This is a genomic window from Dyella lutea (assembly GCF_024158035.1).
Lineage (GTDB): Bacteria > Pseudomonadota > Gammaproteobacteria > Xanthomonadales > Rhodanobacteraceae > Dyella_A > Dyella_A lutea.
Map to the genome: position 1 here is coordinate 64919 of NZ_JAMZEK010000001.1, position 26167 is coordinate 91085.

At 69.5% G+C, this 26167-nt stretch carries 27 protein-coding genes; 17 read left to right on the plus strand and 10 right to left on the minus strand.

Annotated features, from left to right (window positions below; genetic code table 11):
- Window positions 1-5 precede the first annotated feature (5 nt).
- Both NC595_RS00255 and secB read right to left on the minus strand, forming a co-directional pair.
- Window positions 6-1031, minus strand: coding sequence for an NAD(P)H-dependent glycerol-3-phosphate dehydrogenase (locus NC595_RS00255; RefSeq protein WP_253564134.1), 1026 nt, complete (start codon window positions 1029-1031; stop codon window positions 6-8).
- 7 nt (window positions 1032-1038) lie between these two features.
- On the minus strand, window positions 1039-1545 hold the full coding sequence (gene secB, locus NC595_RS00260; RefSeq protein ID WP_017463576.1) for a protein-export chaperone SecB: 507 nt from the start codon (window positions 1543-1545) through the stop codon (window positions 1039-1041).
- A 325-nt stretch (window positions 1546-1870) separates the two neighbouring features.
- Between secB and rpmB the strand changes: the two genes are divergently transcribed.
- The 4 genes from rpmB (at window position 1871) to NC595_RS00280 (ending at window position 3312) form a co-directional block, all read left to right on the plus strand.
- Window positions 1871-2107: a 50S ribosomal protein L28 gene (gene rpmB, locus NC595_RS00265; protein WP_253564135.1), complete on the plus strand. Its 237-nt coding sequence runs from the start codon at window positions 1871-1873 to the stop codon at window positions 2105-2107.
- A gap of 11 nt (window positions 2108-2118) precedes the next feature.
- Entirely contained in the window at window positions 2119-2286 is a 168-nt protein-coding gene (gene rpmG, locus NC595_RS00270) for a 50S ribosomal protein L33 (protein ID WP_017463578.1), read from the plus strand.
- 74 nt (window positions 2287-2360) lie between these two features.
- On the plus strand, window positions 2361-2915 hold the full coding sequence (locus NC595_RS00275) for a DUF4166 domain-containing protein (protein WP_253564136.1): 555 nt from the start codon (window positions 2361-2363) through the stop codon (window positions 2913-2915).
- A complete protein-coding gene (locus tag NC595_RS00280; RefSeq protein ID WP_253564137.1) occupies window positions 2905-3312 on the plus strand; it encodes a thiol-disulfide oxidoreductase DCC family protein in 408 nt (135 codons plus the stop codon). The genes NC595_RS00275 and NC595_RS00280 overlap by 11 nt, the downstream gene beginning before the upstream one ends.
- Before the next feature lie 12 nt (window positions 3313-3324).
- Here the strand turns inward: NC595_RS00280 and NC595_RS00285 are convergent, their stop codons facing one another.
- Window positions 3325-4443, minus strand: a complete 1119-nt coding sequence (locus tag NC595_RS00285) for a saccharopine dehydrogenase family protein (RefSeq protein ID WP_253564138.1) — start codon at window positions 4441-4443, stop codon at window positions 3325-3327.
- 99 nt (window positions 4444-4542) lie between these two features.
- On the opposite strand from NC595_RS00285, the gene NC595_RS00290 reads away from it, so the two are divergent.
- Window positions 4543-5067 (plus strand): DUF3016 domain-containing protein, encoded by a 525-nt coding sequence (locus NC595_RS00290; RefSeq protein WP_253564139.1) that lies wholly within the window; start codon window positions 4543-4545, stop codon window positions 5065-5067.
- Between the two features lie 73 nt (window positions 5068-5140).
- Here the strand turns inward: NC595_RS00290 and NC595_RS00295 are convergent, their stop codons facing one another.
- Window positions 5141-6331 carry a DesA family fatty acid desaturase gene (locus NC595_RS00295; protein WP_253564140.1) on the minus strand — a complete coding sequence of 397 codons (1191 nt, stop codon included), beginning with the start codon at window positions 6329-6331 and terminating at the stop codon, window positions 5141-5143.
- A 158-nt stretch (window positions 6332-6489) separates the two neighbouring features.
- On the opposite strand from NC595_RS00295, the gene NC595_RS00300 reads away from it, so the two are divergent.
- The 6 genes from NC595_RS00300 to mutM all read left to right on the plus strand — a co-directional run bounded on the left by NC595_RS00300 (window position 6490) and on the right by mutM (window position 12311).
- On the plus strand, window positions 6490-7230 hold the full coding sequence (locus tag NC595_RS00300) for an ABC transporter ATP-binding protein (RefSeq protein WP_253564141.1): 741 nt from the start codon (window positions 6490-6492) through the stop codon (window positions 7228-7230).
- A complete protein-coding gene (locus NC595_RS00305; RefSeq protein WP_253564142.1) occupies window positions 7227-8012 on the plus strand; it encodes an ABC transporter permease in 786 nt (261 codons plus the stop codon). The genes NC595_RS00300 and NC595_RS00305 overlap by 4 nt, the downstream gene beginning before the upstream one ends.
- The gene (locus NC595_RS00310; RefSeq protein WP_253564143.1) at window positions 8012-9361 is read left to right on the plus strand and encodes a GldG family protein; all 1350 of its coding nucleotides are present in this window, start codon (window positions 8012-8014) and stop codon (window positions 9359-9361) included. Before NC595_RS00305 ends, NC595_RS00310 begins: the two co-directional genes overlap by 1 nt.
- Window positions 9362-9364: 3 nt before the next feature.
- Window positions 9365-9859 (plus strand): DUF4340 domain-containing protein, encoded by a 495-nt coding sequence (locus NC595_RS00315; RefSeq protein ID WP_253564144.1) that lies wholly within the window; start codon window positions 9365-9367, stop codon window positions 9857-9859.
- A 70-nt stretch (window positions 9860-9929) separates the two neighbouring features.
- Window positions 9930-11339 (plus strand): NADP-dependent phosphogluconate dehydrogenase, encoded by a 1410-nt coding sequence (gene gndA, locus NC595_RS00320; protein ID WP_253564145.1) that lies wholly within the window; start codon window positions 9930-9932, stop codon window positions 11337-11339.
- Between the two features lie 144 nt (window positions 11340-11483).
- Entirely contained in the window at window positions 11484-12311 is an 828-nt protein-coding gene (mutM, locus tag NC595_RS00325; RefSeq protein WP_253564146.1) for a bifunctional DNA-formamidopyrimidine glycosylase/DNA-(apurinic or apyrimidinic site) lyase, read from the plus strand.
- Window positions 12312-12428: 117 nt separating this feature from the next.
- Here the strand turns inward: mutM and NC595_RS00330 are convergent, their stop codons facing one another.
- From NC595_RS00330 to NC595_RS00340, 5 genes are all read right to left on the minus strand, one after another.
- Window positions 12429-13196, minus strand: a complete 768-nt coding sequence (locus tag NC595_RS00330) for a hypothetical protein (protein WP_253564147.1) — start codon at window positions 13194-13196, stop codon at window positions 12429-12431.
- 61 nt (window positions 13197-13257) lie between these two features.
- A complete protein-coding gene (locus NC595_RS00335; protein ID WP_253564148.1) occupies window positions 13258-13884 on the minus strand; it encodes a thymidine kinase in 627 nt (208 codons plus the stop codon).
- 70 nt (window positions 13885-13954) lie between these two features.
- Window positions 13955-14080, minus strand: a complete 126-nt coding sequence (locus NC595_RS20310) for a hypothetical protein (RefSeq protein ID WP_256488825.1) — start codon at window positions 14078-14080, stop codon at window positions 13955-13957.
- Window positions 14081-14215 carry a hypothetical protein gene (locus tag NC595_RS20315; protein ID WP_256488826.1) on the minus strand — a complete coding sequence of 45 codons (135 nt, stop codon included), beginning with the start codon at window positions 14213-14215 and terminating at the stop codon, window positions 14081-14083.
- A 149-nt stretch (window positions 14216-14364) separates the two neighbouring features.
- Entirely contained in the window at window positions 14365-15021 is a 657-nt protein-coding gene (locus tag NC595_RS00340) for a hypothetical protein (protein ID WP_253564149.1), read from the minus strand.
- 164 nt (window positions 15022-15185) lie between these two features.
- Between NC595_RS00340 and NC595_RS00345 the strand changes: the two genes are divergently transcribed.
- Complete coding sequence (locus NC595_RS00345; RefSeq protein WP_253564150.1) at window positions 15186-17165, plus strand: UvrD-helicase domain-containing protein; 1980 nt, start codon at window positions 15186-15188, stop codon at window positions 17163-17165.
- 17 nt (window positions 17166-17182) lie between these two features.
- Window positions 17183-18751, plus strand: a complete 1569-nt coding sequence (locus NC595_RS00350; RefSeq protein WP_253564151.1) for a tetratricopeptide repeat-containing sulfotransferase family protein — start codon at window positions 17183-17185, stop codon at window positions 18749-18751.
- A gap of 4 nt (window positions 18752-18755) precedes the next feature.
- On the opposite strand, the gene NC595_RS00355 is transcribed toward NC595_RS00350, so the two are convergent.
- The gene (locus NC595_RS00355; RefSeq protein ID WP_253564152.1) at window positions 18756-19790 is read right to left on the minus strand and encodes an AI-2E family transporter; all 1035 of its coding nucleotides are present in this window, start codon (window positions 19788-19790) and stop codon (window positions 18756-18758) included.
- Between the two features lie 132 nt (window positions 19791-19922).
- On the opposite strand from NC595_RS00355, the gene NC595_RS00360 reads away from it, so the two are divergent.
- The 4 genes from NC595_RS00360 (at window position 19923) to NC595_RS00375 (ending at window position 26151) form a co-directional block, all read left to right on the plus strand.
- On the plus strand, window positions 19923-20831 hold the full coding sequence (locus NC595_RS00360) for a 5'-nucleotidase, lipoprotein e(P4) family (RefSeq protein ID WP_253564153.1): 909 nt from the start codon (window positions 19923-19925) through the stop codon (window positions 20829-20831).
- Between the two features lie 253 nt (window positions 20832-21084).
- Window positions 21085-22041, plus strand: a complete 957-nt coding sequence (locus tag NC595_RS00365) for a hypothetical protein (protein ID WP_253564154.1) — start codon at window positions 21085-21087, stop codon at window positions 22039-22041.
- Between the two features lie 10 nt (window positions 22042-22051).
- The gene (plsB, locus tag NC595_RS00370; protein ID WP_253564155.1) at window positions 22052-24724 is read left to right on the plus strand and encodes a glycerol-3-phosphate 1-O-acyltransferase PlsB; all 2673 of its coding nucleotides are present in this window, start codon (window positions 22052-22054) and stop codon (window positions 24722-24724) included.
- 62 nt (window positions 24725-24786) lie between these two features.
- Complete coding sequence (locus NC595_RS00375; protein ID WP_253564156.1) at window positions 24787-26151, plus strand: metal-dependent hydrolase family protein; 1365 nt, start codon at window positions 24787-24789, stop codon at window positions 26149-26151.
- The last annotated feature ends 16 nt before the right edge of the window (window positions 26152-26167 follow it).

Below are 26167 nucleotides of genomic sequence, written 5' to 3' on the forward strand. Positions count from 1 at the left end.
CACGCTCAGGTGCCGGGGAACAGGCCCTGCGGGTATTCCGGCTTCTGCTCGCGTGCCATCAGCGCGCGCAGGCCTTCGACCGGGGTGACCTCGCCGTGCAGCACGGCGCGCACGCCGCTGGCGATCGGCAGGTCCAGGCCGTGCTTGGCAGCCAGCCGCGCCACCTCGTCGGCGGTGAGCACGCTCTCGACCACCTGGCCGATCTGGCGCACCGCCTCGTCCAGCGCGATGCCCTTGCCCAGCGCCAGGCCGAGTCTACGGTTGCGCGACAGGTCGCCGGTGCAGGTGAGTACCAGGTCGCCCAGGCCGGACAGCCCCATCAGGGTTTCCGGCCGCGCACCGAGCGCCAGGCCCAGTCGCAGCATCTCGTTCATGCCGCGGGTGATCAGGCCGGCGCGGGCGTTGAGGCCCAGCTGCATGCCGTCGGCCACGCCGGTGGCGACCGCCAGCACGTTTTTCATCGCGCCGCCGAGCTCACCGCCCAGCACGTCGCTGCCGGTGTAGGCGCGGAAGTTGGGGGCGTGCAGCATGCCCGCCATTTCCCTGGCGAACACCTCGTCGTCCGAATGCACGGTGACCGCGCTGGGAAGGCCGGCCGCCACTTCCTTGGCGAAGGAAGGGCCGGTGACCACCGCCGCCGGCCGACCAGGCAGCTTTTCGGCGACCAGTTCGTGCAGGAACCGGCCGGTACCGGGCTCGAAGCCCTTGCTCGCCCAGGCGATCGCGGCGCCCGGCTCGAGCAGCGGAGCGATCTGGTCGAGCATCGCCGCAAATGCATGGCTCGGCACCACGATCAGCACGACCTGGGCGCCACGCAGGGCGGCGGCCAGATCGCTTTCGTAGTGCAGCTCGGCTGGCAGCTCGAGATCCGGCAGGTAGCGCTGGTTGCGACGGGTCTGCGCCATCGCCTCCAGCGCCTGCCGGTCGCGGCCCCACAGCCGGGTCGGCACGCCGTTGCGTGCCGCAAGCGCCGCCAGCGCCGTGCCCCAGGAACCGGCACCAAGTACCGCCAGGGTCGGTCGGGTGCTCATGGCTGGATCAGCTGTTCAGCGTCGGCGCGGTCTCGCCGCCCATGGCGTTGCGACGCATCTGCTCGGCATAGAGCGCGTCGAAGTTGATCGGCTGCAGCAGGAACGGCGGGAAGCCGCCTTCCAGCACCAGCTGCGAGATCACCTGGCGCGCATACGGGAACAACAGGTTCGGGCAGTAGCTGCCGATGATCCCGGCATGGTCTTCGGCCGCGAAACCGGCAATCCCGAACAGGCCGGCCTGGTGCACCTCCGCCAGGTAGGCGGTGCGCTCGCCGATGGTGCAGGTCAGGGTCAGGCTGAGCACCACTTCGTACAGGTCGTCACCCAGGTCGGTGGCACGCTGGCCGAGGTTGAGCTGCACCTGCGGCTGCTCTTCGGTAACGCCCATGTCCTGGAAGATCTGCGGCGCGTTGGGGGCCTCGAACGAGACGTCCTTCACGTAGATCTTCTGCAGCGCGAGCTGCGGCTGGTTGGCCTGGCCGTCGGCCTGGCCGTTGGTGGTCACGTCTGACATCGGAGGTCCTCTTCGAAAATACGGGCCGGCTCCATCCGCGGGCGGAAGGAAAACCGCAAAGAGCGCGATTGTTCCATACAAGCCGGCGCGCCGTCACTGGCGCCACCGCCCGGCTTACTGCTCAAGGATTGCGCAAGCGGATGAAATTCCGCGATAATGCGCGGCTCGACTCCTGCCGCCCGCTCATGTGGGCCGTCCGCGACGCGATGCGGACCTCACGGCAAGCCTAGAGAGCTGCACCCTCCAGCATCGCGTGACGCCAAGGCGTCGCTGGGCCGAAGTCGCCCTGGCCAACGGGCGTTACACCAAAAATACGGAGGTCATCATGGCCCGTGTATGCCAAGTCACCGGAAAGGGTGTGCAGACCGGCAACAACGTCTCGCACGCGAACAACAAGACCCGTCGCCGCTGGTTGCCCAACCTGCATGAGCGTCGCTTCTGGGTCCCCAGCGAGAACCGCTGGGTCAAGCTGCGTGTGTCCAACCACGCCCTGCGCACCATCGACAAGAATGGCATCGAGGCCGTGATTGCCGAGCTGCGTGCCCGCGGCGAGAAGATCTGAGGAGCTAGACCATGGCGAACAAGACCCAGGACAAGATCCGTCTGATCTCGTCGGCCGGTACCGGCCACTTCTACACCACGCAGAAGAACAAGAAGAACACCCCGGAAAAGTTCGAGTTCAAGAAGTACGATCCGGTCGTGCGCAAGCACGTGATCTACAAGGAAGGCAAGATCAAGTAATTGATCGCCATTCCGGAAGAAACCCGCCCACCGTGGCGGGTTTTTTCTTGCCCGCCCGTCGGACGACCGCGATCATGCGCGGCATGACCACGGACGAGTCGCTGTTTCCCGTACTGCTGGGCCCCGCCTGGGTCGGACTTGCAGCCCCGGTGCGTCGGGCACATGGCGGCCGCGGCAGCATCGCCCTGCGCGGCCAGGCCGACGTGGTCGGTAGCGACAACCGGGCGGCGCGCCTGCTGCGGCAGTTGCTGGGCGTGCCCGCGCCGGGAGCGGCGCAACCGTTGACCGTGGAAATCGAACGCGACGGCGACGGCGAGCAGTGGACACGCCGCTTCGCCCGTGGGCGTATGCGCTCGCGACTGAGCGCCGGGCCGGACCGGCTGCTGCACGAACGGCTGGGGCCAGTGCTGTTGCGCTTCCGCCTCGAAGCAGACGGTGGCGCGATCCATTGGCACCTGCTCGGCGCGCGTCTGCTCGGCCTGCCCCTGCCCCGTCGATGGCTCGGTGACGTGCTGGCCTGCAGCGGTGCCGAAGGCGACCGTTACGCCTTCATGGTCGAGGCCAGCCTGCCCGGCATCGGCCGCTGGATCGGTTACCGCGGCACGCTGGAGGTCGATGATGGCGCATGAACCGGACGTGGTGGTCTTCGACGGTGTCTGCGTGCTGTGCAGTCGCTGGGTGGACTTCATTCTCCGACACGATCGCGCCGGCCGGTTCCGGCTGGCGGCGATGCAGGGTCGGCACGGCCGTGCATTGCTCGCCGCGCACGGGCTGTCGCCGGACGATCCGGCCTCGCTGCTGCTGGTCGCCGACGGGGTCGGCCACATCGACACCGCGGCCATTGCCGGCGTGCTGCAGCGGCTGGACGGACCGTGGCGCATCCCGTCCATACTGTTGCGGTGGACACCGCGGTGGTTCGCGGATCCGGCCTATCGCTGGGTGGCGCGGCACCGCTACCGCCTGTTCGGTCAACGTGACGCCTGCCGCATGCCGGACCCCGCCGAGGCTTGGCGCTTCCTCGACTGAACACCCCACGCCTCAGGCAAGCACTTCGACTCCGCTGGTGACGGCGAACGGTGCCAGCGCCGTCATCAGCTCCTCCAGTTCCAGCAGGCCGACGCAGGGCGTCGCCCCGGTCGCCCGCAAGGACCGGTCGACCAGCCGCTGCGCCAGCATCAGCGCCGGTGTCACTGGCACCTCCGGTCCTTCGCCTGCCGCGGCCTCCAGCCACCAGCGCAAGCGGAGCGGGCACCCGGACGCATCTTCGCCGACGAGCTCCACCACCATGCCGCCGACATCGCTGCCCCGGCGCATGAAGCACTCGCTCCAGCGGCGCAGGCGTGCCGCATGGTGCGGCAGATCGCGAATCAGGCCCAACCGCACCAGCGCCGCCACCAGCCAGGTACCGCCGTGCAGCAGGGGCAACTCCAGCCCCGCACGGAACAGCACGGTGCGCACCCCCGGATAGCGATGGGGAAAGAGTTCGAGGTCAGGCACCTCGCAGATCCCGACGAAACGGCGCGACCGGGCCAGTCGCACGCGCCGCGTGTCCATCCAGCCGTGCAGCACCTGCCAGCGCGCGTCGCGCCAGACGCGGATCGGTCGCCCGCAATAGCCGAGAATCGACGCTACCGTGGCGTCGCCGCGCGGAGTCCGGTTGCCGGGGCTGATCGCACTCTCGATCCCGTCCAGCCTGGCGAAGCGGGGCATCAACGCATCGACCACCGCGCTGCTGATGGCCGGCACGCTGGACGCCCCGCTGACCACCAGGAGACCGGCGGCACGTGCGGCGACATCCAGGCGAGCGATACCGGCGACGAAATCCCGCCCATCGGCCAGGTCGACATAGTGGCTGCCACATCCCAGGCATGCCTCCGCCACGCGGTAGTCCTGGGCCTGGAACGGGCCGGCCGCATGGATCACCAGCCGGGGTTGCAGGGCTGCCAGCCGGGCGGCGAAGTCGTCGGCGAACACGTCGAGCGACGCGACCGTCACCGATCGACCCGCGGCGGCAGCGACCTCGTCGGCCAGCACCCGCAGCGCCCCCGGCGAGCGGCCGGCAAGAATCGGCTCGAAGCGCCCGTCGGACGCCAGTCGCCGCGCCAAACGCGCCCCGAACACCCCGGTCGCCCCCAGCAGCAACACCCTGAACGCCATACCCTTCCCCCCTCCCTGGCCGACGCGCCGAACCGCTCGCGCCGGGCTATTGTCGAACCTTCAGCCGCTCCCACCCTATCCCCGACCAGGAGAACTGCCATGAAAGTGCGGACTGCCCTGTTCACCCTGCTCGCCGTCAGTGGCCTGGCGACGCCACCGCTCGTCCTCGCCGACGCGGCTGCGCCGCAAAGCGTGACGGTCACCTACGACCACCCCGAGCATTTCACCGAGACCCGTGAAGAAAAGGCGCTCGCACCGACCCGCGCCAGCAACGACTACCTGACGACGCTCAAGGCCTACATCGAGAAGCGCGGCGCGAAGATGCTGCAACCCGGCCAACAGCTCGACGTGGTGGTGACCGACATCGACCGCGCCGGTTCGTTCGAGCCGTGGCGTGGCGGCGCACTGCGCGAGGTGCGGATCATCAAGGACATCTACCCGCCGCGCATCGACCTCAGTTTCAAGCTGCTCGATGCCGACGGCAAGGTGATCCGCGAAGGCACCCGCAAGCTGCGCGACCCCGGCTTCCTCACCAGCAACACCGCGCCGACCAGCGACGACAACCTGCGCTACGAGAAACAGCTGATCGACCGGTGGCTGCGCAAGGGCCCGGACCAGCTCTGAACCGCTCCGCCGCCCAACAGAAAAGCCCGCCGGGAAGGCGGGCTTTTTCTTTACGGGAACCGGGGATGCGACGTCAGCTGGCGATCGCGTAACCCTTGAGCTTGGCCGCGAACTCCTGCAGGGCGCGGATACCGCTCTGCTCGGCTTCGTGGATCCACTGCTGCAGACCCTTCAGCGCCTGGTCGGTGCCACGCTGCTCCATCAAGGCAGCGAGGCGGCTGCGGAAGTCGACCACGGTGCGCAGGGTCGGGCGCTTGGCCAGCACCGCCTGCAGGCGGTCATGGCCTTCGCCATCCAGCCAGCGGCCACCGTCGGCCAAGGCGCGACGCATGCGGCGCGGCACGGCCTTGATGCTCTCGCCGGCATGGGCCGCTTCCTCGCGCAGGGTCGGCACGATCACGCCGCGGTAGTAGTCGGTCATCGCCTGGAAGCGATGGGTGAGCACGGCCTTCAGCGTCTCCGCATCGGGCAGGCTGACGTTCGGACGCACGTCCAGCGTGGGCGCCACGCGCAGCACCTTGGCCAGGCCGACCGCGCGAAGGGCACAGATCACCGCCCAGCCGATGTCGAACTCCCACTTGCGCAGGGCGAACTTGGCCGAGCTGGGGAAGGCGTGGTGGTTGTTGTGCAGCTCTTCGCCGCCGATCCAGAAGCCCCACGGGATCAGGTTGGTCGCGGTGTCGGCGCTCTCGAAATTGCGGTAGCCCCACCAGTGGCCGATGCCGTTGACGAAGCCGGCGGCCCAGAACGGGATCCAGATCATCTGCACCGCCCAGAAGGCCACGCCGATCACGCCGAACAGGGCGAAGCTGACGATCAGCATCAGCGCCGGGCCCCAGTACGGATGGCCGGTGTAGAGCTTGCGCTCGATCCAGTCGTCCGGGGTGCCGCGGCCATACTTCTCGAGGTCTTCCTTCACTTCGCTGGCGTCGCGGTACAGCGCCACGCCGTCCCAGAACACCTTCTTGATGCCGTAGATCTGCGGGCTGTGCGGATCCTCGGCGGTCTCCACCTTGGCGTGGTGCTTGCGATGCACCGCCACCCATTCCCGCGTCACCATGCCGGTGGTGAGCCAGCCCCAGAAGCGGAAGAAGTGCTGCACCACCGGATGCAGGTCGACGCCACGGTGGGTCTGGCAGCGGTGGTAGTAGATGGTCACCGTGAAGATGGTGAGCTGGGTTACCACCAGCATGTAGACCAGCATGCCGACCCAGCTCATGTGGGTCAGCCCGTTGGACAGGAAGTTGAGTACGGCGTCGAGCATCGGAGTGCGTCTCTATGTCGTTGAAAAAACAGTCTAGTGCACGGGTCTCCGTACCCACCAGCATGGGCGGTGCGCGCAATGTCGCAGCGTGACGTGTGCACGCCTGGCGCAAATCCTTGCCGGTTGTCTGAAAGTGGGGGCGCCGTGACAATCATGCAATGACCACGCCGCCCCCGCTGCTTCAGATCGACCGGCTGACCCGCCAACGCGCCGGCCGAATGGCCCTGCAGGATCTGTGCCTGACTGTCGACCGGGGCGAGGTACTCGGCCTGCTCGGCGTGAACGGTGCCGGCAAATCCACCACCCTGGGCATGATCGCCGGCGCCATGCGGCCGGACAGCGGCAGCATCCGGCTGGACGGCGAGGATTTCCTGGAGCGCCCGGAGCTGGGCCGTCGTCGCATCGGCTGGCTGCCCGAACGCGCCCCGCTGTGGCAGGAATTGACCGTGCGCGAACACCTGCACGCCCACGGGCGCCTGCGCGGCCTGCACGGCGCGGCGCTGGCGAGCGCCTGCAACGGCATGCTGGAACGCCTGGAGCTGGCGCCGATGGCGCACCGCCTGGCAGGCGTGCTGTCGCAGGGCCAGCGGCAGCGCCTCGGCCTGGCCTGCGCGATGCTGCACCGGCCGGACCTGCTGATCCTCGACGAGCCGGCCAACGCGCTGGATCCGGTGCAGGTGGCGGCCCTGCGCCAGCTGATCCGCGAGGAAGCCTCGCGTGGCGCGGCGGTGATCCTGTCCACCCACCTGCTGGCCGAGGTCACGACGGTCTGCGGACGGGTGGCGATCCTGCACGAGGGCCGGCTGCGCCACACCGGCCTGGTGCAGGCCGCCGATTTGCCGACGCTGGAGCGCCAGTTCTTCGACATCGCCATGAACGGCCGGAGCCACGCCACATGAGCGCGCTGGCCGTGGCGCGCCTGGAACTCCGCCGCCTGTTCGTCCGCCCGCTGGGTTGGGTGCTCGGCGCCCTCACCCTGGGCGAACTGGCTTGGCGCTTCGTGCTGCTGCTGGGCAACTTCCTCGCCGCCCAGGTGCGGCTGGCCGCGCTGCCGGCCGGACCGGGCTACACCGATCTGGTGGCGGTGCCGCTGCTGAGCAGCCTGTTCACCGGCTCGCTGGTGCCTTTCGGGCTGACCGAGCTGGCGCTACTGGTGGTGCCGCTGCTGACCATGTCCAGCCTGGCCGGCGAGCGGGGCAACGGCACCCTGCCGCTGCTGCTGGCCACCGGCCAGTCCCCGCTGCGGATCGTGCTGGGCAAGTACCTGGCCACGCTGGCGTGGCTGGTGCTGTGGCTGGCACTGGTGCTGGCAATGCCGCTGTCGCTGGCCCACGGCACCACGCTGGACTGGGGCAAGCTGGCCGCCGCGACGATCGGGCTGGTGCTGGTGCTGGCGCTGCTGGCGGCGATCGGACTGGCCTGCTCGGCCTTCGCCTCGCATCCGGCGATCGCCGCCACCGCCGCGCTGGTGGTCGCGCTGGCGCTGTGCTGCGTGAACCTGGGCGCCCAGGCCGCCGGCGTGGACAGCGGGGTGATCCACTGGCTGGCGCTGGGCACGCACCTGGAGCCGCTGCTGCGCGGACTGGTCGATAGCGGCGACGTGCTGTGGTTCGTCCTGCTCACCGCGCTGGCGCTGGCGCTGGCCATCCGCCGCCTCGACGCCGACCGGGAGCGCGGCTGATGACGACGCTTCGACGCACCCTGCGCCGCCTCGACGGCTGGCTGTTCGCCGCACTGGCGATCCTTGCCTTCGCCGCCGCCGGCTACCTCGCCACCCGCTACCACCACGTGACGGACTGGACCCACGACGCCCGCGCCAGCCTGTCGAAGGAGAGCCGCGCGGTGCTGGCCCGGCTGGACGGTCCGGTCGAGATCACCAGCTACGCCAATCCCCAGGGTTCGCTGCGGCAGAGCATCGCCGGCTTCGTGGCGCGCTACCAGCAGGCCAAGCCGGACATCTCGCTGCGCTTCGTTGACCCGCAGCTCGACCCTGGCGCGATGCGCGAGAAGGGCATCACCGTCGACGGCGAACTGGTGATCCGCTACCACGGCCGCGAGCAGCACCTGGACGACCTGTCCTCGGAAGCGCCGATGACCAACGCGCTGGAACGGCTGGCCCGCGGCGGCGATCGCATCGTCGCCTTCGTCACCGGCGACGGCGAACGCGGCGCCGACGGCCAGGCCAATGCCGACCTCGGCACCTTCATGCACCAGCTCGAAGCCCGCGGCATGCGCGCGGTGCCGCTGAACTTCGCCCAGGTCACCGCCGTGCCGGAGCACACCGACCTGGTGGTGCTGGCCAGCCCCGCCGCGCCGCTGCCGCCGGGTGGCGTGCAGGCGCTGGTGAACTACGTGGCCGACGGCGGCAACCTGCTGTGGCTGACCGACCCGCAGGGCCGCCAGATGCTGGGCAACGACCTCGGCCTGCAGCCGCTGGCCGACGCGCTGGGCGTCACGGTGCTGCCGGGCACGCTGTCCGATCCGTCCGGCAGCGCGCTGGGCCTGCACGATCCGCACATGATCGCGCTGGGGGACTATCCCGCGCAGGCGATCACCCGCGGCTTCACCCTGACCACGCTGTTCCCCGAGGTCGCCGCGCTGGCGGCGCACCCGGGCACGGACTGGTCGGCGGTGCCGTTCCTGCGCTCGAACCCGCAGACGCGGATCGACACCGGCCAGCCGGACCTGGACAACCAGCCCGGCCGGGCGCTGGATTTCGGCTTCGCGCTCAGCCGCCTCTCGCCCAGCCCGGCCAAGCGCGAGCAGCGTGCCGCGGTGGTCGGCGACGGCGACTTCCTCTCCAACACCTATCTCGGCAACGGCGGCAACCGCGCACTGGGCGAGCGGCTGTTCGACTGGCTGCTCGGCGACGACGCGCTGGTGAACCTGCCGCCACGCGGCGCGCCGGACCGCTTCCTGCAGCTGTCGCAGGGCGGACTGAACGCGGTGACCTTCGGCTTCCTCGCCGGCCTGCCGCTGCTGCTGCTGCTGGCCGGCGGCGCGGTGGTCTGGCGCCGGCGGCGGCGCTGAGCGATGCGCCGCGCGGTCCGCCACCGGCTGGTGCTCCTGATCGCGGTCGCCGCGCTGGCGGCCGCGGCGCTGTGGCAATGGCACCACGATGCCGCGGCGTCGCCGGCCACCCTGCTGCCGCTGGATCCGGACGCGATCACCCGCGTCAGTCTGGTCCTGCCCGGCCAACCCGCCGAGCACTACGTGCGGCGCGACGGCCACTGGTGGCGGGACGGCGAGCCGCCGGTCGCCGCCGACGAGGGACGGCTGGATCAGCTCACCGGCATCGCCGCCGCCCAGGCCTTCCAGTGGCGCCCGCTGGCCGACTTCGACCCGGCGCGGATCGGCCTGACCCATCCGGTCGCCACGCTCACCCTGGACGACCGCACGCTGCGCTTCGGCGACACCAGTGCCACCGGCCCGCTGCGCTACGTGCAGGTCGGCGACCGGGTGGCGCTGGTGCCGATCCTCGCCACCCCGCGCCCGCCGAAGCGCGACGCGATCCAGCTCCAGCCCTGAGCCGCGCGGCTTGCCTGCGCGCCGGGACGCCCCATCTTCCCCCGCACTGACCTTTTCCGGAGCAAGCCCCATGAGCAAGCAGGCCATCGGTGTCGTCGGCATGGCCGTGATGGGCCGCAACCTGGCGCTGAACATCGCCAGCCGCGGCCACGCGGTGTCGATCTACAATCGCAGCCGCGAGAAGACCGACGAGGTCGCCGCCGAGTATCCCGACGCCGGCCTGGTGCCGACGTTCTCGCTGCAGCAGTTCGTCGACTCGCTGGAAAGCCCGCGCCGCATCCTGCTCATGGTCAAGGCCGGCAAGCCGACCGACGACACCATCGCCGCGCTGAAGCCGCTGCTGGCCGCAGGCGACATCCTGATCGACGGCGGCAACACGCTGTTCACCGACACCGTGCGCCGCGCGAAGGAGCTGTCCGAGGCCGGCCTGCACTTCATCGGCACCGGCGTCTCCGGCGGCGAGGAAGGGGCGCTCAAGGGGCCGTCGATCATGCCGGGCGGCCCGCGCGACGCCTACGACCTGGTGGCGCCGATCCTCAAGGAGATCGCCGCCCGCGCGCCGGACGGCACGCCCTGCGTCGCTTACATGGGTCCTGGTGGCGCCGGCCATTACGTGAAGATGGTGCACAACGGCATCGAGTACGGCGACATGCAGCTGATCGCCGAGAGCTACGCCCTGCTCAAGGGCGTGCTCGGCCTGTCCAACGACGAGCTGGCCAAGGTCTATGCCGACTGGAACGCCGGCGAGCTGGACAGCTACCTGATCCAGATCACCGCGCAGATCTTCGGCAAGCAGGACGAGGAAACCGGCCAGGCGCTGGTCGACGTGATCCTCGACCGCGCCGCGCAGAAGGGCACCGGCAAGTGGACCAGCCAGAGCGCCCTCGACCTCGGCGTGCCGCTGCCGCTGATCACCGAGTCGGTGTTCGCCCGCGTGCTGTCTTCGCTGAAGAGCGAGCGCGTGGCGGCGAGCAAGCAATTGGCCGGACCGGAGAAGCAGGCGTTCGCCGGCGACCGCGCCGCCTTCATCGAGTCGGTGCGCCGCGCGCTGTACCTGGCCAAGCTGATCTCCTACGCGCAGGGCTTCGCCCAGCTGCGCGCCGCCTCGGCCGAGTACGACTGGAACCTCGACTACGGCACCATCGCCAGCATCTGGCGCGGCGGCTGCATCATCCGCGCGCGCTTCCTGGAGGACATCACCCGCGCCTTCGCCGCCGATCCGTCGCTGGCCAACCTGCTGCTGGCACCGACCTTCGCCAAGGTCGCCACCGACTACCAGGCGGCGCTGCGCGAGGTGGTCACCACGGCGGTGCAGGCCGGCGTGCCGGTGCCGGGCCTGGCCTCGGCCATCGCCTACTTCGACGGCTACCGCAGCGAGCGCCTGCCAGCCAACCTGATCCAGGCGCAGCGCGACCTGTTCGGGGCGCATACGTTCGAGCGTATCGATCGCGAAGGGAGTTTCCACGCGGACTGGAATTGAGACACCACCTCGCTCTCTCCTACCCGTCATCCCGGCGAAAGCCGGGATCCAGCGTCTTTGTGCCCTGAGGCAAACACAGGCACTGGATTCCAGCGTCCGCTGGAATGACGGACATGTAGCCCTCGGTAACTCGAATCCTCACCCATGCCCGAACTCCCCGAAGTCGAAACCACCCGCCGCGGCATCGCCCCGCACCTGGTCGGCCGGCGTATCGGCGCAGTGACGCTGCGCCGGCCGGACCTGCGCTGGCCGATCCCGCGCGAGGTAGCCGAGCTGCTGCCGGGCCAGGTGATCGAATCGGTGGAGCGGCGCGCGAAGTACCTGCTGCTGCGCACGGAGATCGGCAGCGCCCTGCTGCATCTGGGGATGAGCGGCGTGCTGCGCGTGCTGCCGCCGGACACGCCGGTGAACACGCACGACCACGTGGACATCGCCATCGATGCGGCGCCGAACAAGCCGGCGCGCGTGCTGCGCTTCACCGACCCGCGCCGCTTCGGCTGCCTGCTGTGGCAGTGGCCGGGCGAGACCCACGACCTGCTCGCCGCGCTGGGACCGGAGCCGCTCACCGACGACTTCGACGGGGACCTTCTGTGGCGACTCTCGCGCGGCCGCAGTGCCGCGGTGAAGCTGTTCATCATGGACAACGCGGTGGTGGTCGGCGTGGGCAACATCTACGCCAGCGAGGCACTGTTCGCCGCCGGCATCGACCCACGCAAACCCGCCGGCAGCATCTCGCGCACGCGTTACGCGCGGCTCGCCGGAGAGATCAAGCGCATCCTTGCCTGGGCGATCGAGCGCGGCGGTACCACGCTGCGCGACTTCCTCAACCCGGACGGCGCACCGGGCTACTTCTTCCGCGAACTGTTCGCCTACGGCCGCGCCGGCGACCCGTGCCGGTCCTGCGGCGCCACGATCCGCCAGGCCACGCTGGGGCAGCGCTCCACCTTCTGGTGCCCGCGCTGCCAGAAGTGACCTCTGACGCGGTAGGTAGGAGCCCGCTGGCGGGCGATGCTCCTGCTCCTGATCCACATCGAAGCAAAAAGCATCGCCCGCGAGCGGGCTCCTACGTCCAGAAGCGGACGTACGGCGTCAGACTGGCCAGCGGAACTCGACGAAGCTGTTGTTGAAGTCCAGATGCTCCGGCCCGCCGCCCAGGCGGGCGACCAGGTCCTCGGGCAGGCCCGGGATCTCGACCTGCTGACCATCCTGGAAACGACCGCCCAGTACTTCCAGCTCCACCAGGCGCTCGCACAGGCTGCCGGCGAGGTTGACCTGGGCATCCGGCACGTCGCGCAGGCTGAAGTCGGGGCGACCGAACTTGCGCATGCCGCGGGTGTGGATCCAGCTGCGGCCGGCTTCGGACCCGGCGTCGCGCAGGATCAGCAGGTGGCTGCGGATCGGTGCGCCGTCCGGCACCAGGTAGCGGCGGCGCCAGCCTTCGGCATCGAACAGCGAGACGATCTGCGGATCGAGCACGGCCACGCCACCGATGTCGAGCAGACCGGCGATTACGCCCATCACGTCGCGCAGGTAGCCGGTATCCGGCTGGTCGGGCAGGCGACCGCGCACCACCAGCACCTGCGGTGCGTCCACGGCAGCACGGTAGGCCTCGGGCGCCTCCTCCTTGAACAGCTTGCCCATGCTGCCGCCCAGCGGATAACCCTCCCACGCGCGCAGCTCGTGGTGATGGTGGTTGGTGGAGGTGATGCCCTCGGGCAGGCCCGGGCTGCCGTAATCCTGCGACGGCACGCGCACCGCCTCGAAGCTTCCGAACACGTAGAACTGCAGGAGGATCTCCTCGTCGTTCGGCTGCCAGTGCGGGCGGGCCCAGGCGGGCAGGGACATCGTGGGGCTCATCGGAAATCCTTTCGGTAGACACGCAAGTGTGGGAGCAGCGATGTGGCCATCGCGCGAAGGCCTATTCGCCCAACGGCAGCACGCTCTGCTGCAGTTCGATGCTGCCGCTGCCTTCAGTAATCTTCTTGAACTCGGCGCGGCTCACCGAGACGTAGCGATCGTTGCCGCCGATCTCGACCTGGGGGCCCTCGGTCACCGCGCGGCCGCGCTCGTCCACACGCACCACCATCGTCGCCTTGCGGCCGCTGTGGCAGATCGTCTTGATCTCTTCCAGGTTGTCCGCCCAGGCCAGCAGGTAGCGGCTGCCCTCGAACAGCTCGCCGCGAAAATCGGTGCGCAGTCCATAGGCGAGCACCGGGATGTTGAGCCGGTCGACCACGTCGCTGATCTGCCAGACCTGTGCCTTGGTGAGGAACTGCGCCTCGTCGACGAACACGCAGTGCAGCGCACCGCGCGCGCCGATGTCGTGCTCGACCATGGCAAGCAGGTTTTCCTCGCCGCTGAAGCGCCGCGCGTTGGCTTTCAGGCCGATCCGCGAAGCCACCACGCCCTCGCCGTAGCGGTTGTCCAGCGCCGGCGTGAGGATCAGCGTGCGCATGCCGCGCTCGTGGTAGTTGTACGCGCTCTGCAGCAGCGTGGTGGTCTTGCCGGCATTCATTGCCGAGTAATAGAAGTAGAGCTTGGCCATGGACGCAGAATCGGGCGAAACGATCCGGCATGGTAGCCGACCGCGGCCGATGTCATCGGGTCAGCGGGATTCAGCCGGCCGGCAACCCGAACACGACCACCACCCCGGCCAGCTCCACCGCCAGCACGCACTGCAGCAGGTAGCACACGGCGAAGACCCGGCTGGCGATGGCGCTGATGCCGAACAGGTTGGCCATTCAGGTCAGGGCGATCGCCACCACCACGATCGCCACGTCGGCCCGGCGCGGTGACAGCCGTTCGGACAACTCGGCCAGCAAGCCACCCGCTCCGCCCATGTCCGCCAACAGCTGCGAGGCCACCGCCACCAGCATCGGCCCGAGCGGCGGCCCGATACCACCGAGGATGCGATGATCTCGCTCCCCTCCACCGCCGCGCCGGTGTGGCCGAGCGGCACGTGCGGCAGCAATAGCGCGATGAAGACGACTTAGATCCCGATGAACAGCCCCTGCGCCCGGCGCATCTAGCTCACGCGCAGCGCGGCCGGGTACTCGCGCCCGAGGAAGCGCGAGGTCTGGAAGACCTGCCCCAGGATCACGCAGCCCAGCAGCACGCGCAGCTCGTGCCAGCCGGGGTGCGTCGCCGGCTGGGTCACCGCGCGCACCGTCAGCTCCGCCAGCCAGACGGCAGCCAGCACCGCCAGCCTGAAGCTCACCGCGTAGATCTCCACCCGCCCCACCGCGCGGAAGCCGCGGAACCAGCCCAGCGCACCGACCCCGACGGGGATCGCCGTGGTCACCATCCGCGCCAGCTCCGGCGAAACCACGCCGAAGCCCTTCAGCAGGAAGGCGCCCAGCAGGTTCAGGTAATAGGCCACCGAGATGAAATAGGCCAGCACTAGGCCGAGTTCGGCCAGCCGGTCCAGCTGCGGCAATCGCGGCGCACGGACGCTGCCGTGCAGCGGCTCGGCGTGGACGATGTTGAAGCGCACCGCACTGCCGAACAGCCGGGCCAGCACGCACAGCCCGGCCATCGCCAGCGCCGTGCCACGACCGCCCACCCCGGCCAGGATCGGCCCCACCACCAGTATGCCCGAGCCGAAGATCGAGGCCAGCGGCGTGACCCTGGCACGCCAGCCGTCGCGGCGGCGCGTGCGCGGTGCCAGCAGCAGGGCGGGCACCGGAACCAGGACGATCAGCGCGATCGCATTGAGGAGATGGGGGTCATGAAGTGGCCGCCATTACGGGGAAATCATAGCGGCGACAACGGGTCGCCGAGGCGGCCGCGACGCTCTGTTACCATCCCCCCGCCCGCGCCGCGGCGCGTCCGCTGTACCCGAATCCGATGCTCAATCCCCAACAACTGGCCGCCGTCGAATACTGCGACGGCCCGCTGCTCGTGCTGGCCGGCGCTGGCTCCGGCAAGACCTCGGTGATCACCCAGAAGATCGCCCACCTGATCCAGCGCCGGAAGCTGGCCGCGGGCAAGATCGCGGCGATCACCTTCACCAACAAGGCCGCCCGCGAGATGCGCGAGCGCGTCGGCAAGCTGGTAAGCAGCGAGGATGCCGCCGCGCTCACCGTGTGCACCTTCCACGCGCTGGGCCTGAAGTTCCTGCAGATCGAGCACGAGCGCGCCGGCCTGCGCCGCGGCTTCTCGGTGCTGGACGCCGACGACAGCGAGGGCATCGTCAAGGAGCTGGCGCCGAAGGGCGCCAAGCCGGACGTGCTGTGGGGCATCCGCAACCTGCTCGGCCGCGCCAAGAACGCCGGCCTCTCGCCGGAGGAAGCGCTGGCCGCCGCGCGCAGCCCGAAGGAGCTGGAGGCGGCGACCATCTACGACCTCTACCAGCAGCGCCTGGCCGCGTTCAACGCGGTCGATTTCGACGACCTGATCCGGCTGCCGCTGCGGATCCTGGAGTCCGACACCGAGTGCCGCGACGCCTGGCGCGAGCGCCTGCGCTACCTGCTGGTGGACGAGTACCAGGACACCAACGACGCGCAGTACCGCCTGCTCAAGGCGCTCACCGGCGAGCGCGGCCGCATCACCTGCGTGGGCGACGACGACCAGTCGATCTACGCCTGGCGCGGCGCCAACCCGGAGAACCTCGACCAGCTCGGCCGCGACTGGCCGAACCTGAAGGTGATCAAGCTCGAGCAGAACTACCGCTGCGGCAAGCGCATCCTGCGCGCGGCGAACCGGCTGATCGCCAACAACCCGCACCTGCACGAGAAGAAGCTCTGGAGCGAGCACCCGGAAGGCGCGCCGATCCGCGTGCTGGAGTGCAAGGACGCCGAGCACGAGGCCGAGAAGATCGCCTCGATCGCCACCACGCTGGCCGAGAAGCACAAGGCGCGCTGGGAGGACATGGCGATCCTCTACCGCGGCAATTTCCAGGCCCGCCCGCTGGAGAAGGCCCTGCGCCTGGCGCGCGTGCCCTACCACCTCACCGGCGCGCTGTCCTTCCTCGACCGCGCCGAGGTGAAGGACCTGCTCTGCTACCTGCGGCTGCTGGCCAACCCCAGCGACGACGCCGCCTTCCTGCGCGTGGTGAACTGCCCTAAGCGCGAGGTCGGTTCGACCACGCTGGAGAAGCTCGGCCAGATCGCGCAGTCGAAGCACTGCTCGCTGCTCGAAGCCACCCGCAGCGACAGCGTGCTGCGCCAGCTCAGTCCGCGCCCGGCCGCGGCGCTGGCCTCGTTCTCCAGCCTGCTCGACGAGCTGCGCAGCGCCTCGTTGCACGAGAGCGCCGCCGACCTGGTCGAGCGCGTGCTCAAGCGCACCGGCTATGCCACCCACGTGGCCGCCAGCACCCCCGACGCCACCGTGCGCGACCGCAAGCTCGGCAACCTGAAGGAACTCACCGACTGGTTCCGCGCCATGCAGAAGGGCGGCAACAGCGCCGGCGACCTCGCCTCGCAGCTGGCCCTGCTCAGCCACGCCGACCGCGACGACCCGGGCAATGCCGTGCGCATGATGACCATGCACGCAGCCAAGGGGCTGGAGTTCCGCTTCGTCTTCATCGTCGGCTGCGAGGAGGGCACGCTGCCGCACGAGGGCGCCATCGACGAGGGCCGCATCGACGAGGAGCGGCGCCTGATGTACGTGGGCATCACCCGCGCCAAGGAAGTGCTCACGCTGTCGTGGTCGGCCAAGACCAAGCGCTATGGCGAGGTCAACGCCAACCAGCCCAGCCGCTTCCTGCACGAGTTGCCGCAGGACGACCTGCACTGGCAGGGCAAGGACCCCGAGGCCGACAAGGAGGCCGTGCGCGAGACCGCCGAATCGCACATGGCGAAGATCGCCGCGATGCTCGCCGGCTGAGTGAGCGAAGGTTACCGATGAATTCGCTCGAAGCCACCTACCAGCAGCTGCTCGATGCGTTCAATCGCATGGACTGGGCAGCAGCGGTACGCCTGTCCACACCGCTGCTCGCTGCCGCACCGGGGCATCCGCTGGTGCGTTTCGTGGCTGGTGTGGCGGAGCTCGAACAGGACCGGCCAAACCGCGCGGCGGAACATCTGGCGGCAGCCGTGCAGGGTGATCCGGCGCGGCTGGACTTTGCCGCCCACCATGCCCGCGCCCTGCTCGCCGCCGGTCGGGCCGATGAAGCCCGGGTGGCAGCGACGCAGGCTCCGACCTCACAGGCACGCGATCCGTTGGCACTCGATGTGCTCGGCCAGGTGTGGGTCCAGACCGGTGACTACGAGTCCGGATTGCAGGCGTTCTCACGAGCAGCCGAGCTCGCACCCCGGCAGCCGGTCCATCATCTCAACCGCGCGTCGGCGCTGATCGGACTGGGCCGCTTCGACGACGCCGAACGGGCCCTGGAGACCTGCCTTGCGCTGGCGCCGCACACCTGGCAGGCACACTACAGCCTGGCCCAACTGCGCCGCTGGACGCCCGGGCGTCACCATCTCGACCGGCTCGAGGCACTGCTGCCGCAAGCCGGCCGCGACCCGGCCGCGGGTACCTGCCTGCATCTGGCACTGGCCAAGGAATACGAGGATCTCGGACGTTATCCCGAAGCCATGAGCCACCTCGTCACCGGCAAGCGCGCGGCTCGCCCGACACGCTCCTATACCCCCGCGCGGGACGTGGCGCTGGTCGATGCACTGATCGAGCGCTTCGGCTCCGTTCCCGCCCCGACCGCCAACGCCGTGATGCAGGGGCCGGTCTTCGTGGTCGGCATGCCGCGCAGCGGCACGACCCTGGTCGACCGCATACTGTCCAGTCACCCACAGCTGCACTCGGCCGGCGAACTGAACACCTTCGGACTGGCGCTGGCGCAGGCGCTCGGTTCCCCGACCCCACACCTGTCAGCCGACACTGTGCGCTCCGGACCGACCGTGGACTGGAGCGCGCTCGGAACGGCGTACATCAAGCACGCCCGCGCCGCGACAGGCATCAGTGGCCGCTTCAGCGACAAGCTCCCGCACAACTTCCTGCATCTGGGTGCCATCGCACGGGCGCTGCCGGATGCGCGCATCGTCTGCCTGCGGCGCCACCCGATGGACACCTGCCTGAGCAATTTCCGGCAGCTGTTCGCGGCCAGCGCACCGATGATGGATTACTCCTACACGCTGGAGGACATTGGGCACTATTACGTGCAGTTCGACCGGCTGATGGCGCACTGGGAGCGTTGCCTGCCGGGCCGACTGCTCAGCGTGTCCTACGAGGCACTGATCGACGACCAGGAGGCCGTGACGCGCCAGTTGCTCGATTTCTGCGGACTCCCCTGGGACCGGGCCTGCCTCGCTTTCGAACGCAATGCCGCGCCGGTCACCACTCCAAGTGCGGTGCAGGTGCGCTCCGCCCTGCACCGCGAATCGCTGGAGCGCTGGAAGCGCTACGGGCCCGCAATGGACAGCCTGCACGCGATCCTCGCCGACGCCGGGCTGGTGGCCTGAGCGCTCAGATCAGGTCGCGCACTTCCAGCTCGCGCTTGAGGTAGGCGTAGTAGATCGGCGCGGCGACCAGTCCGGACAGGCCGAAGGCCGCCTCCATCACCAGCATCGCGACCAGCAGCTCCCACGCGCGCGAGCGGATCTGCGTGCCGACGATGCGTGCGTTGAGGAAATACTCCAGCTTGTGGATCAGCACCAGGAAGGCCAGCGCCGCCACGCCCACGCCCAACGACACCGACAGGCCGGCGACGGTCACCGCGGTGTTGGAGATCAGGTTGCCGATCACCGGCAGCAGGCCGACCACGAAGGTAATCACCACCAGGGTCTTGGCGAACGGCACGTGGATGCCGAACAGCGGCAGCGCGCCGAGCAGGAAGATGGCGGTGAACACCGTGTTGATCAGCGAGATCTTGATCTGCGCGAAGACGATGTTGTGGAACGCCTCGGCCAGATTCTGGCAGCGCGCCGACAGGGCCAGCGCCAGCGGCCCCTGCAGGTGCGCCGGGCGGGTCCGGCCCAACGCCACGATAGCGCCGAGCACCAGGCCGAGGATGATGTGCAGGATCACCCGCGCGGTCTCCTTGCCGGCCAGCTGCAGGCTGCCGGCATGCTTGCGGGTCAGCTCGACCGCCATCACCCGCAGCTCGTCCACGCTGTCCGGCAGCCAGGTGGTCAGCGCCGGCGGCAACTGCTGGCGGGCCTTCTCCACCAGCGGCATCAGCTGGTCCTGCCACAGCTGGGTCGGGTTGCCGATCTCGCTGCGCAGCAGACTCACGATGGCCAGCACCAGCAGCAGCAGCAGGCCGACGATCACCACCCCGAGCAGGGCGACCACCACCATCCTCGCGCGGTCGCCGGAGATGCGCCGGCCCAGCAGCGGACTGGCCGAGTACACCAGCTCGTACACCAGCAGGCCGGCCAGCAGCGCCGGCAGCAGATGCAGGCGCAGCACCAGGAACAGCGCCAGCGCGGCGAGCAGGTAGCTGGCCAGCTCGATCCGGCCGGGCGGTCGCGGCATCGGGGGGGTGGGGGACGGCGTCATCGGCATCCTTCCGCATCAGGGGAGTGCAGTCTGTCAGCGGCATCGCAGGACCGCCAGCGCCGGGGCCCGGACATGCAGCTGTCGTAAACTCGCCCGATGCTTGTCGATCCGATGTCATTGCCAAGGTTGCCCATGCGCCCACGCGTTCCCGCCCTCATCGCCGCCCTCGCCCTCGTCGCCGGCTGCGGTACCGCCCCATCCCGTCCCGCGACGGCCACCCCGCCGCCGGCACCGGTGACCACGCCGGCCCCGGCGCCCTCCGGCCCGGATGCGGACGACAACCTCAACGCCGTGGTGTGGTCGCAGACCGCGATCGAGCACGACCTGATCTTCCAGCAGACCTATCGCGACGCGCAGATGCAGCTGCTCAAGGCGCTGAAGGATCCGTCCTGGGACGCGCTGACCAGTGACGATCGCGTCGCACCGGTCAGCCACAAGCTAAAGCCGGCGGTGGTGCTGGACGTGGACGAGACCGCGCTGGACAACTCGCCCTACCAGGCTCGCCTGATCAAGAGCGGTGGCGAATACAACGAGGCCGACTGGGCCAACTGGTGCAAGGAGGAGGCCGCGCGCGCGCTGCCCGGCGCCGTCGAGTTCACCCGGTTCGCGGCGAAGCACGGCATCGCGGTGATCTTCATCTCCAACCGCGCCAAGGACCTGGACACGGTCACCCTGGCCAACCTGCGCAAGGTCGGCTTTCCGGTCTCGGGGCCCGACGCGTTCCTCGGCCTGGGCACCTTTGTCGAGGGCTGCGAGCAGATCGGCACGGAGAAGGGGTGCCGCCGCCAGCTGATCAGCCGCAAGTACCGCGTGCTGATGCAGGTGGGCGACCAGATCGGCGACTTCGCCGACGTCATCGCGAACAACGCCGCGGGCCGCGAGCAAGCCGTGGCGCCGTATCTGAAGTGGGTCGGCACGCGCTGGTTCGTGCTTCCCAACGCCACCTACGGCAGCTGGGAGCCGGCCCTGTTCAACAACGACTGGACCCAGTCCCGCGAGGAACGCCGGCGCCAGAAGGAAGCCGCATTGCGCGTGAAGTGATGTATAAAATCAAATACTTGCATCACAAAACAAATCCATTGCCTTAACTTCGGAGAGCCGTTACCATGGCTCTGCCGACACCTGCTGCTGACCGCAGATAAACACAGGCAAGGCCATTTCCCTTCCGGCTCTGCCGGGACTGACCCCGCGAGGCTCACGCCGGCGGGGTTTTCTTTTGCCCCACCGAGCGGCTGCCTTGTCCATGCAACGGGCGGTCCGTAGCCTCGGTGTCTCCGCCACTTCCGGCCCCGCGATGCCCCGACTGCCTCGCCGCCCCGTTCCACGCCTGCTCCTGCTGCTCGGCGCGCTGGTGCCGGTGTCCGGCTGTGGCCGCCGCCTGGGCGAGCCGCCGACTCCCGGCAACGGCGGAGCCGCCGCGGCACTGCGCGTACTGGTCGCGGACGTGCGCCATGACGATCTCGTGGCGTTCTGGAAGCACGGTCTGCCGCCGGCGACCTACGCCGCGGTCGAGCGGGACTGGCAGCGGCGCCAGCAGCAGGTGGCGACCGAGCGGGCGCGCGCGGGCTTCCACCGATTCATGGACGGGTTCGACAGGCCGCGGGCCGCGGCGACCCTGGCCGCGCAATGGCAGCCCACCCTCGTGCGCCTCGACCGGCAATACAGCGATCAGCTACCCGTCCTCATCGCCATCGGTGGCGGCATGGTGCGGCAGCTGGCAAGCCACGCGCTCGCAATGGACAGCGCGCACTCCCGCAGCCTGGAGCCCCTGCTGGCGCCATGGGTCACCTGGGCGGAACAGGCCCCCTGGCTCGACCTGGATCGCAGCCGGCAGACCGCGGGAATCGCCGTGGAGACCGTGCGATCGCTGCACCTGACGACGCTCTCGCAGGTCAGCGCCCTCGATTTCACCGCCGCCATGGCCCAGGCCTCGCGCCTGCTGGCCGGAGCCAAGCGGTGCCTGGTGCTTTACGGCCTGTCACTCGACGAGGTACTCGATTCCGTGCAGGTGAGCCTGGCATCCCGGAAGGGAGACCTGGCCTGGGTGCGCATCGACTACCTCCTGCAGGGCCAGCCCCGGCAGGCGGTGCTGAGGATGCAACGGGTCGACGGGCGCTGGTATCCCATGGCGCTCCCCCGACTCGCCGGGACCATCGATCCACCGGACTGGGCGGACTGGGCCCGGTTCGCGCCGGACCGGGCCGGTGTCGCGGCCAGGACCGGAGACCCCGGCGCTGTCCCGGTACAATAGGCGGATGCCCATGACCTCTTCGATGGACACGCCCCCCAGGAGCCGCGCGCCGTGGTGGTTCAACCTCCTCGGCCACCTGCTCGAGCCGTGGGTGAAACTGCGCCGCGACCCGGCCGAGCCCGCCGCCCTGCTCCAGGCCGGCGTGCCGGTGTGCTACGTGATCGAGCGCGACGGCATCTCCGACGCGCTGATCCTGGAACGCGCCTGCCGCGAGGCCGGCCTGCCCTCGCCGATGCAGCCGCTACCGGGCACCCGCCGGCGGCGCTCGGTGCTGGCATTGGGTCGCAGCGACGGCCTGGTGCTGGGCAAGAACCGCCAACGCTCGCCGAAAGATGCGCTGGGCCAGCTCACCCGTGCGCTGGAAGGCGATCCCGAACGCGATGTGCAGATCGTGCCCGTCTCGATCTACGTCGGCCGTGCGCCGAGCCGCGACAGCGGATGGTTCCGCGTGCTGTTCTCGGAAAACTGGGTGGTGGTCGGCCACTTCCGCCGCCTGCTGGCGCTGCTGCTGAACGGTCGCGACACCGTGGTGCAGTTCTCCGACCCGGTGTCGCTGCGCGAGGCGCTGGCCGATGCCGGCGAGGTGGCGCCGGAGCGCTTCGCCCGCAAGATCGCCCGCGTACTGCGCGTGCACTTCCGTCGCATCCGCGCCGCGGTGATCGGCCCTGACCTTTCGCACCGGCGCACCGTCGTCGACGCCGTGCTCAACGCCGAGCCGGTGCGCGCCGCGATCACGGCCACCGCGAACAAGGAGAAGATCTCCTACGCCAAGGCTTGGCGCCGCGCGCAGAAGCTGATGCTGGAGATCGCCGCGGACTACTCGCATCCGGTGGTGCGCTCGGCCTCGTTCGTGCTGTCGAACTTCTGGAACAAGCTGTACGACGGCATCGCCATGCACCACTTCGACAAGGCCCGCGCCGCCGCGCCCGGCTTCGAAGTGGTGTACGTGCCCAGTCATCGAAGCCACGCCGATTACCTGCTGCTGTCCTACCAGTTGCATGCCTCCGGCGTAGTGGTGCCACACATCGCGGCCGGCGTGAACCTCAACCTGCCGGTGATCGGGCCGATCCTGCGCCGCGGCGGCGCGTTCTTCCTGCGCCGCAGCTTCAAGGGCAACGCGATGTACTCGGTGATCTTCAACGAGTACATGGCGCAGCTGATCGACCGTGGCGTACCGATCGAATACTTCATCGAGGGCGGGCGCTCACGCACCGGCCGGCTGCTGGCGCCGCGCGCCGGCCTGCTGGCGATGACGGTGCGGGCGTTCCTGCGCGCGCCGCGCCGCCCGGTGCTGTTCCAGCCGGTGTACATCGGCTACGAGAAGCTGATGGAGGGCAAGTCCTACGCGGGCGAGCTGTCCGGCAAGCCGAAGGAGAAGGAATCGCTGATCGGCCTGATCAAGGGCCTGAAGGTGCTGCGCCAACGCTACGGCCACGTGGCGCTGAACTTCGGCGAGCCGATCGAACTGACCCCGATGCTCGACGCGGCCAGCGCACAGTGGCGTGCCGTCAGCGGCGATCCGGACGCCAAGCCGGAGTGGCTGGGCAGCGTGGTCGACCGGCTGGCCGAGCAGATCCAGGTCAACATCAACCGCGCCGCGGACGTGAACCCGATCAACCTGCTGGCGCTGGCCCTGCTGGCCACGCCCAAGCACGCCATGGCCGAGGCCGACCTGCTCACCCAGCTGGAGCTGAGCAAGGCGCTGATCGAGGAGCTGCCCTATTCCGACCGCGTCACGCTGACCCCGATGGACCCGGCCGGGATCATCGCCTACGGCGAGCAGATGGGCTGGATCCGCCGCGTCAGCCACTCGCTCGGCGACGTGCTGGTGGCCGACGACGAGCAGGCGGTGCTGCTGTCCTACTTCCGCAACAACGTGCTGCACCTGACCGCCACCGCGGCCTGGGTCGCCTGCTGCTTCCTCAACAACCGGCGGATGTCGCGCGGCTCGGTGGTGCGGCTGGGCAAGATCATCTACCCGTTCATCCAGGGCGAGCTGTTCCTGCCGTGGGACACCGAGGGCTTCGGCCAGCAGATGCAGGCGACGGTCGACTTCTTCCTGCGTCGCGGCCTGCTCGAAGCCTCGGGCGAAGGCCGCGTGCTCGAACGCGGTCCGGGCCAGGAGGATGCGGCGTTCCAGCTCAAGGTGATCGCACGCAGCCTGACCCAGGCGTTCGAGCGCTACTACATCACGCTGGCCGCGCTGGCCAAGAACGGGCCGCACACGATGACCGCGGCCGAACTGGAGAACGCCTGCACGCTCACCGCGCAGCGGCTGTCGCTGCTCAGCGAGCAGGCGGCGCCGGAGTTCTTCGACAAGGCACTGTTCCGCGGCTTCATCCAGAAACTGCGCGAGCGCAGGATCGTCTGGACCGACGAGGCCGGCAAGCTCGATTACGACCGTGCACTGGAGGAGATGGTGCGCGACGCACGGGTGATCCTGGCCCGTGAGGTACGCCACTCGATCCTCAAGATCACCCCGGGTGGCGAGGACAAGGCCGAGCACGACGCAGAGACCGCGGCGCTGCCGCCGGCCGAGGCCACGCCGCCGGACGCCTCGCCGGCCGATCTGCACGCGCGGCACGTGGAGGCGGCCCATCGCCAGCACGTGCACGAGCCGGTCGAGCCGGCCGCCACCGAGGCGGCGGCCGACGCCCTCCGCGAAGGCAAGTCCGACCAATAGCCACTGGCCGCCGGCGGCGGCCACTGCCTACCATGGCGCTTTCCCCCTGCCGGAGCGCCTCCATGACCGTCCGTCCCGTCACGATCGCCCTCGCCGCCGCGCTCGCCCTGCCCGCGGCCCGTGCCGATGCTCCCGCCGCCCCGGCCGGCAAGGGCCGCATCGCCGTGGTGACCTGCGGGCACGCCATCGATACCGCCGCCGGCAAGCTGCTGGGCGAGACCACGGTGATCGTCGAGAACGGCGTGATCCGCGAGGTGCGCCCCGGCGCGGTCGACCTGAAGGCGATGGGCGACCAGGCGCACGCTGATGGCAAGTCGTTCGAGGCGCATGTGCTGCCGACCTCCACCTGCCTGCCGGGCCTGATCGACGCGCACACCCATCTGACCAGCGAGACCAGTCCGACCGGCTATTCCGACCAGTTCCGGTGGAATATCGCCGACTACGCCGTGCGTTCGACCGTCTATGCCAGGCGCACGCTGATGGCCGGCTTCACCACCGTGCGCAACGTCGGCGACGAGCAGAACGACTCGGTCGCCCTGCGCAACGCGATCAATGCCGGCGTGCTGCCGGGGCCGCGCATCTTTACCGCCGGCGTGCCGATCGGCTCGACCGGCGGCCATGCCGATCCCACCGACGGCTATCGCAGCGACCTGGCCGGCAACCCCGGCCCGAAGGACGGCATCATCAACAGTCCGCAGGACGCGTGGAAGGCCGTGCGCCAGCACTACAAGAACGGCGACGACCTGATCAAGATCATGCCCTCCGGCGGCGTGCTGGACGAAAGCGCCAGCGCCGACAACCCGCAGATGACGCTGGATGAGATCAAGGCCGTGGTCGACGCCGCGCACGACTACGGTTTCACCGTGGCGGCCCACGCGCACGGCGCCGAGGCGATCCGCCGGGCGGTACTCGGCGGGGTCGACTCGATCGAGCACGGCACCTTCATGAGTGCCGAAGACATGAAGCTGATGAAGGAGCATGGCACCTGGTACGTGCCCACCATCATCGCCGGCAAGTACGTCGAACAGATGGCCGCCATCCCCGGCTACTACCCGGCGCAGGTGGCCGCCAAGGCCCGGCAGGTCGGCCCGATCATCCAGGCCACCGCCGGCAAGGCCTACCGCGCGGGCGTGAAGATCGCCTTCGGCACCGATGCGGCGGTCTACCCGCACGGCCAGAACGCGAAGGAGTTCAAGTACATGGTCGACGCCGGCATGCCGCCGATGTACGTGCTGCAGGCCGCCACCACCCATGACGCCGAACTGCTGCATCAGGCGAAGCGGCTGGGCCAGCTGGCGCCGGGCTTCGTCGGCGACGTGGTCGCCGTGCCGGGCAACCCGCTGGAGGACATCACAGTGATGCAGAAGGTCGGCTTCGTGATGAAGGACGGCGTGGTCTACAAGGACGGCGGCAAGCCGGTGCTCTGAGTGCGGCGACGCGACA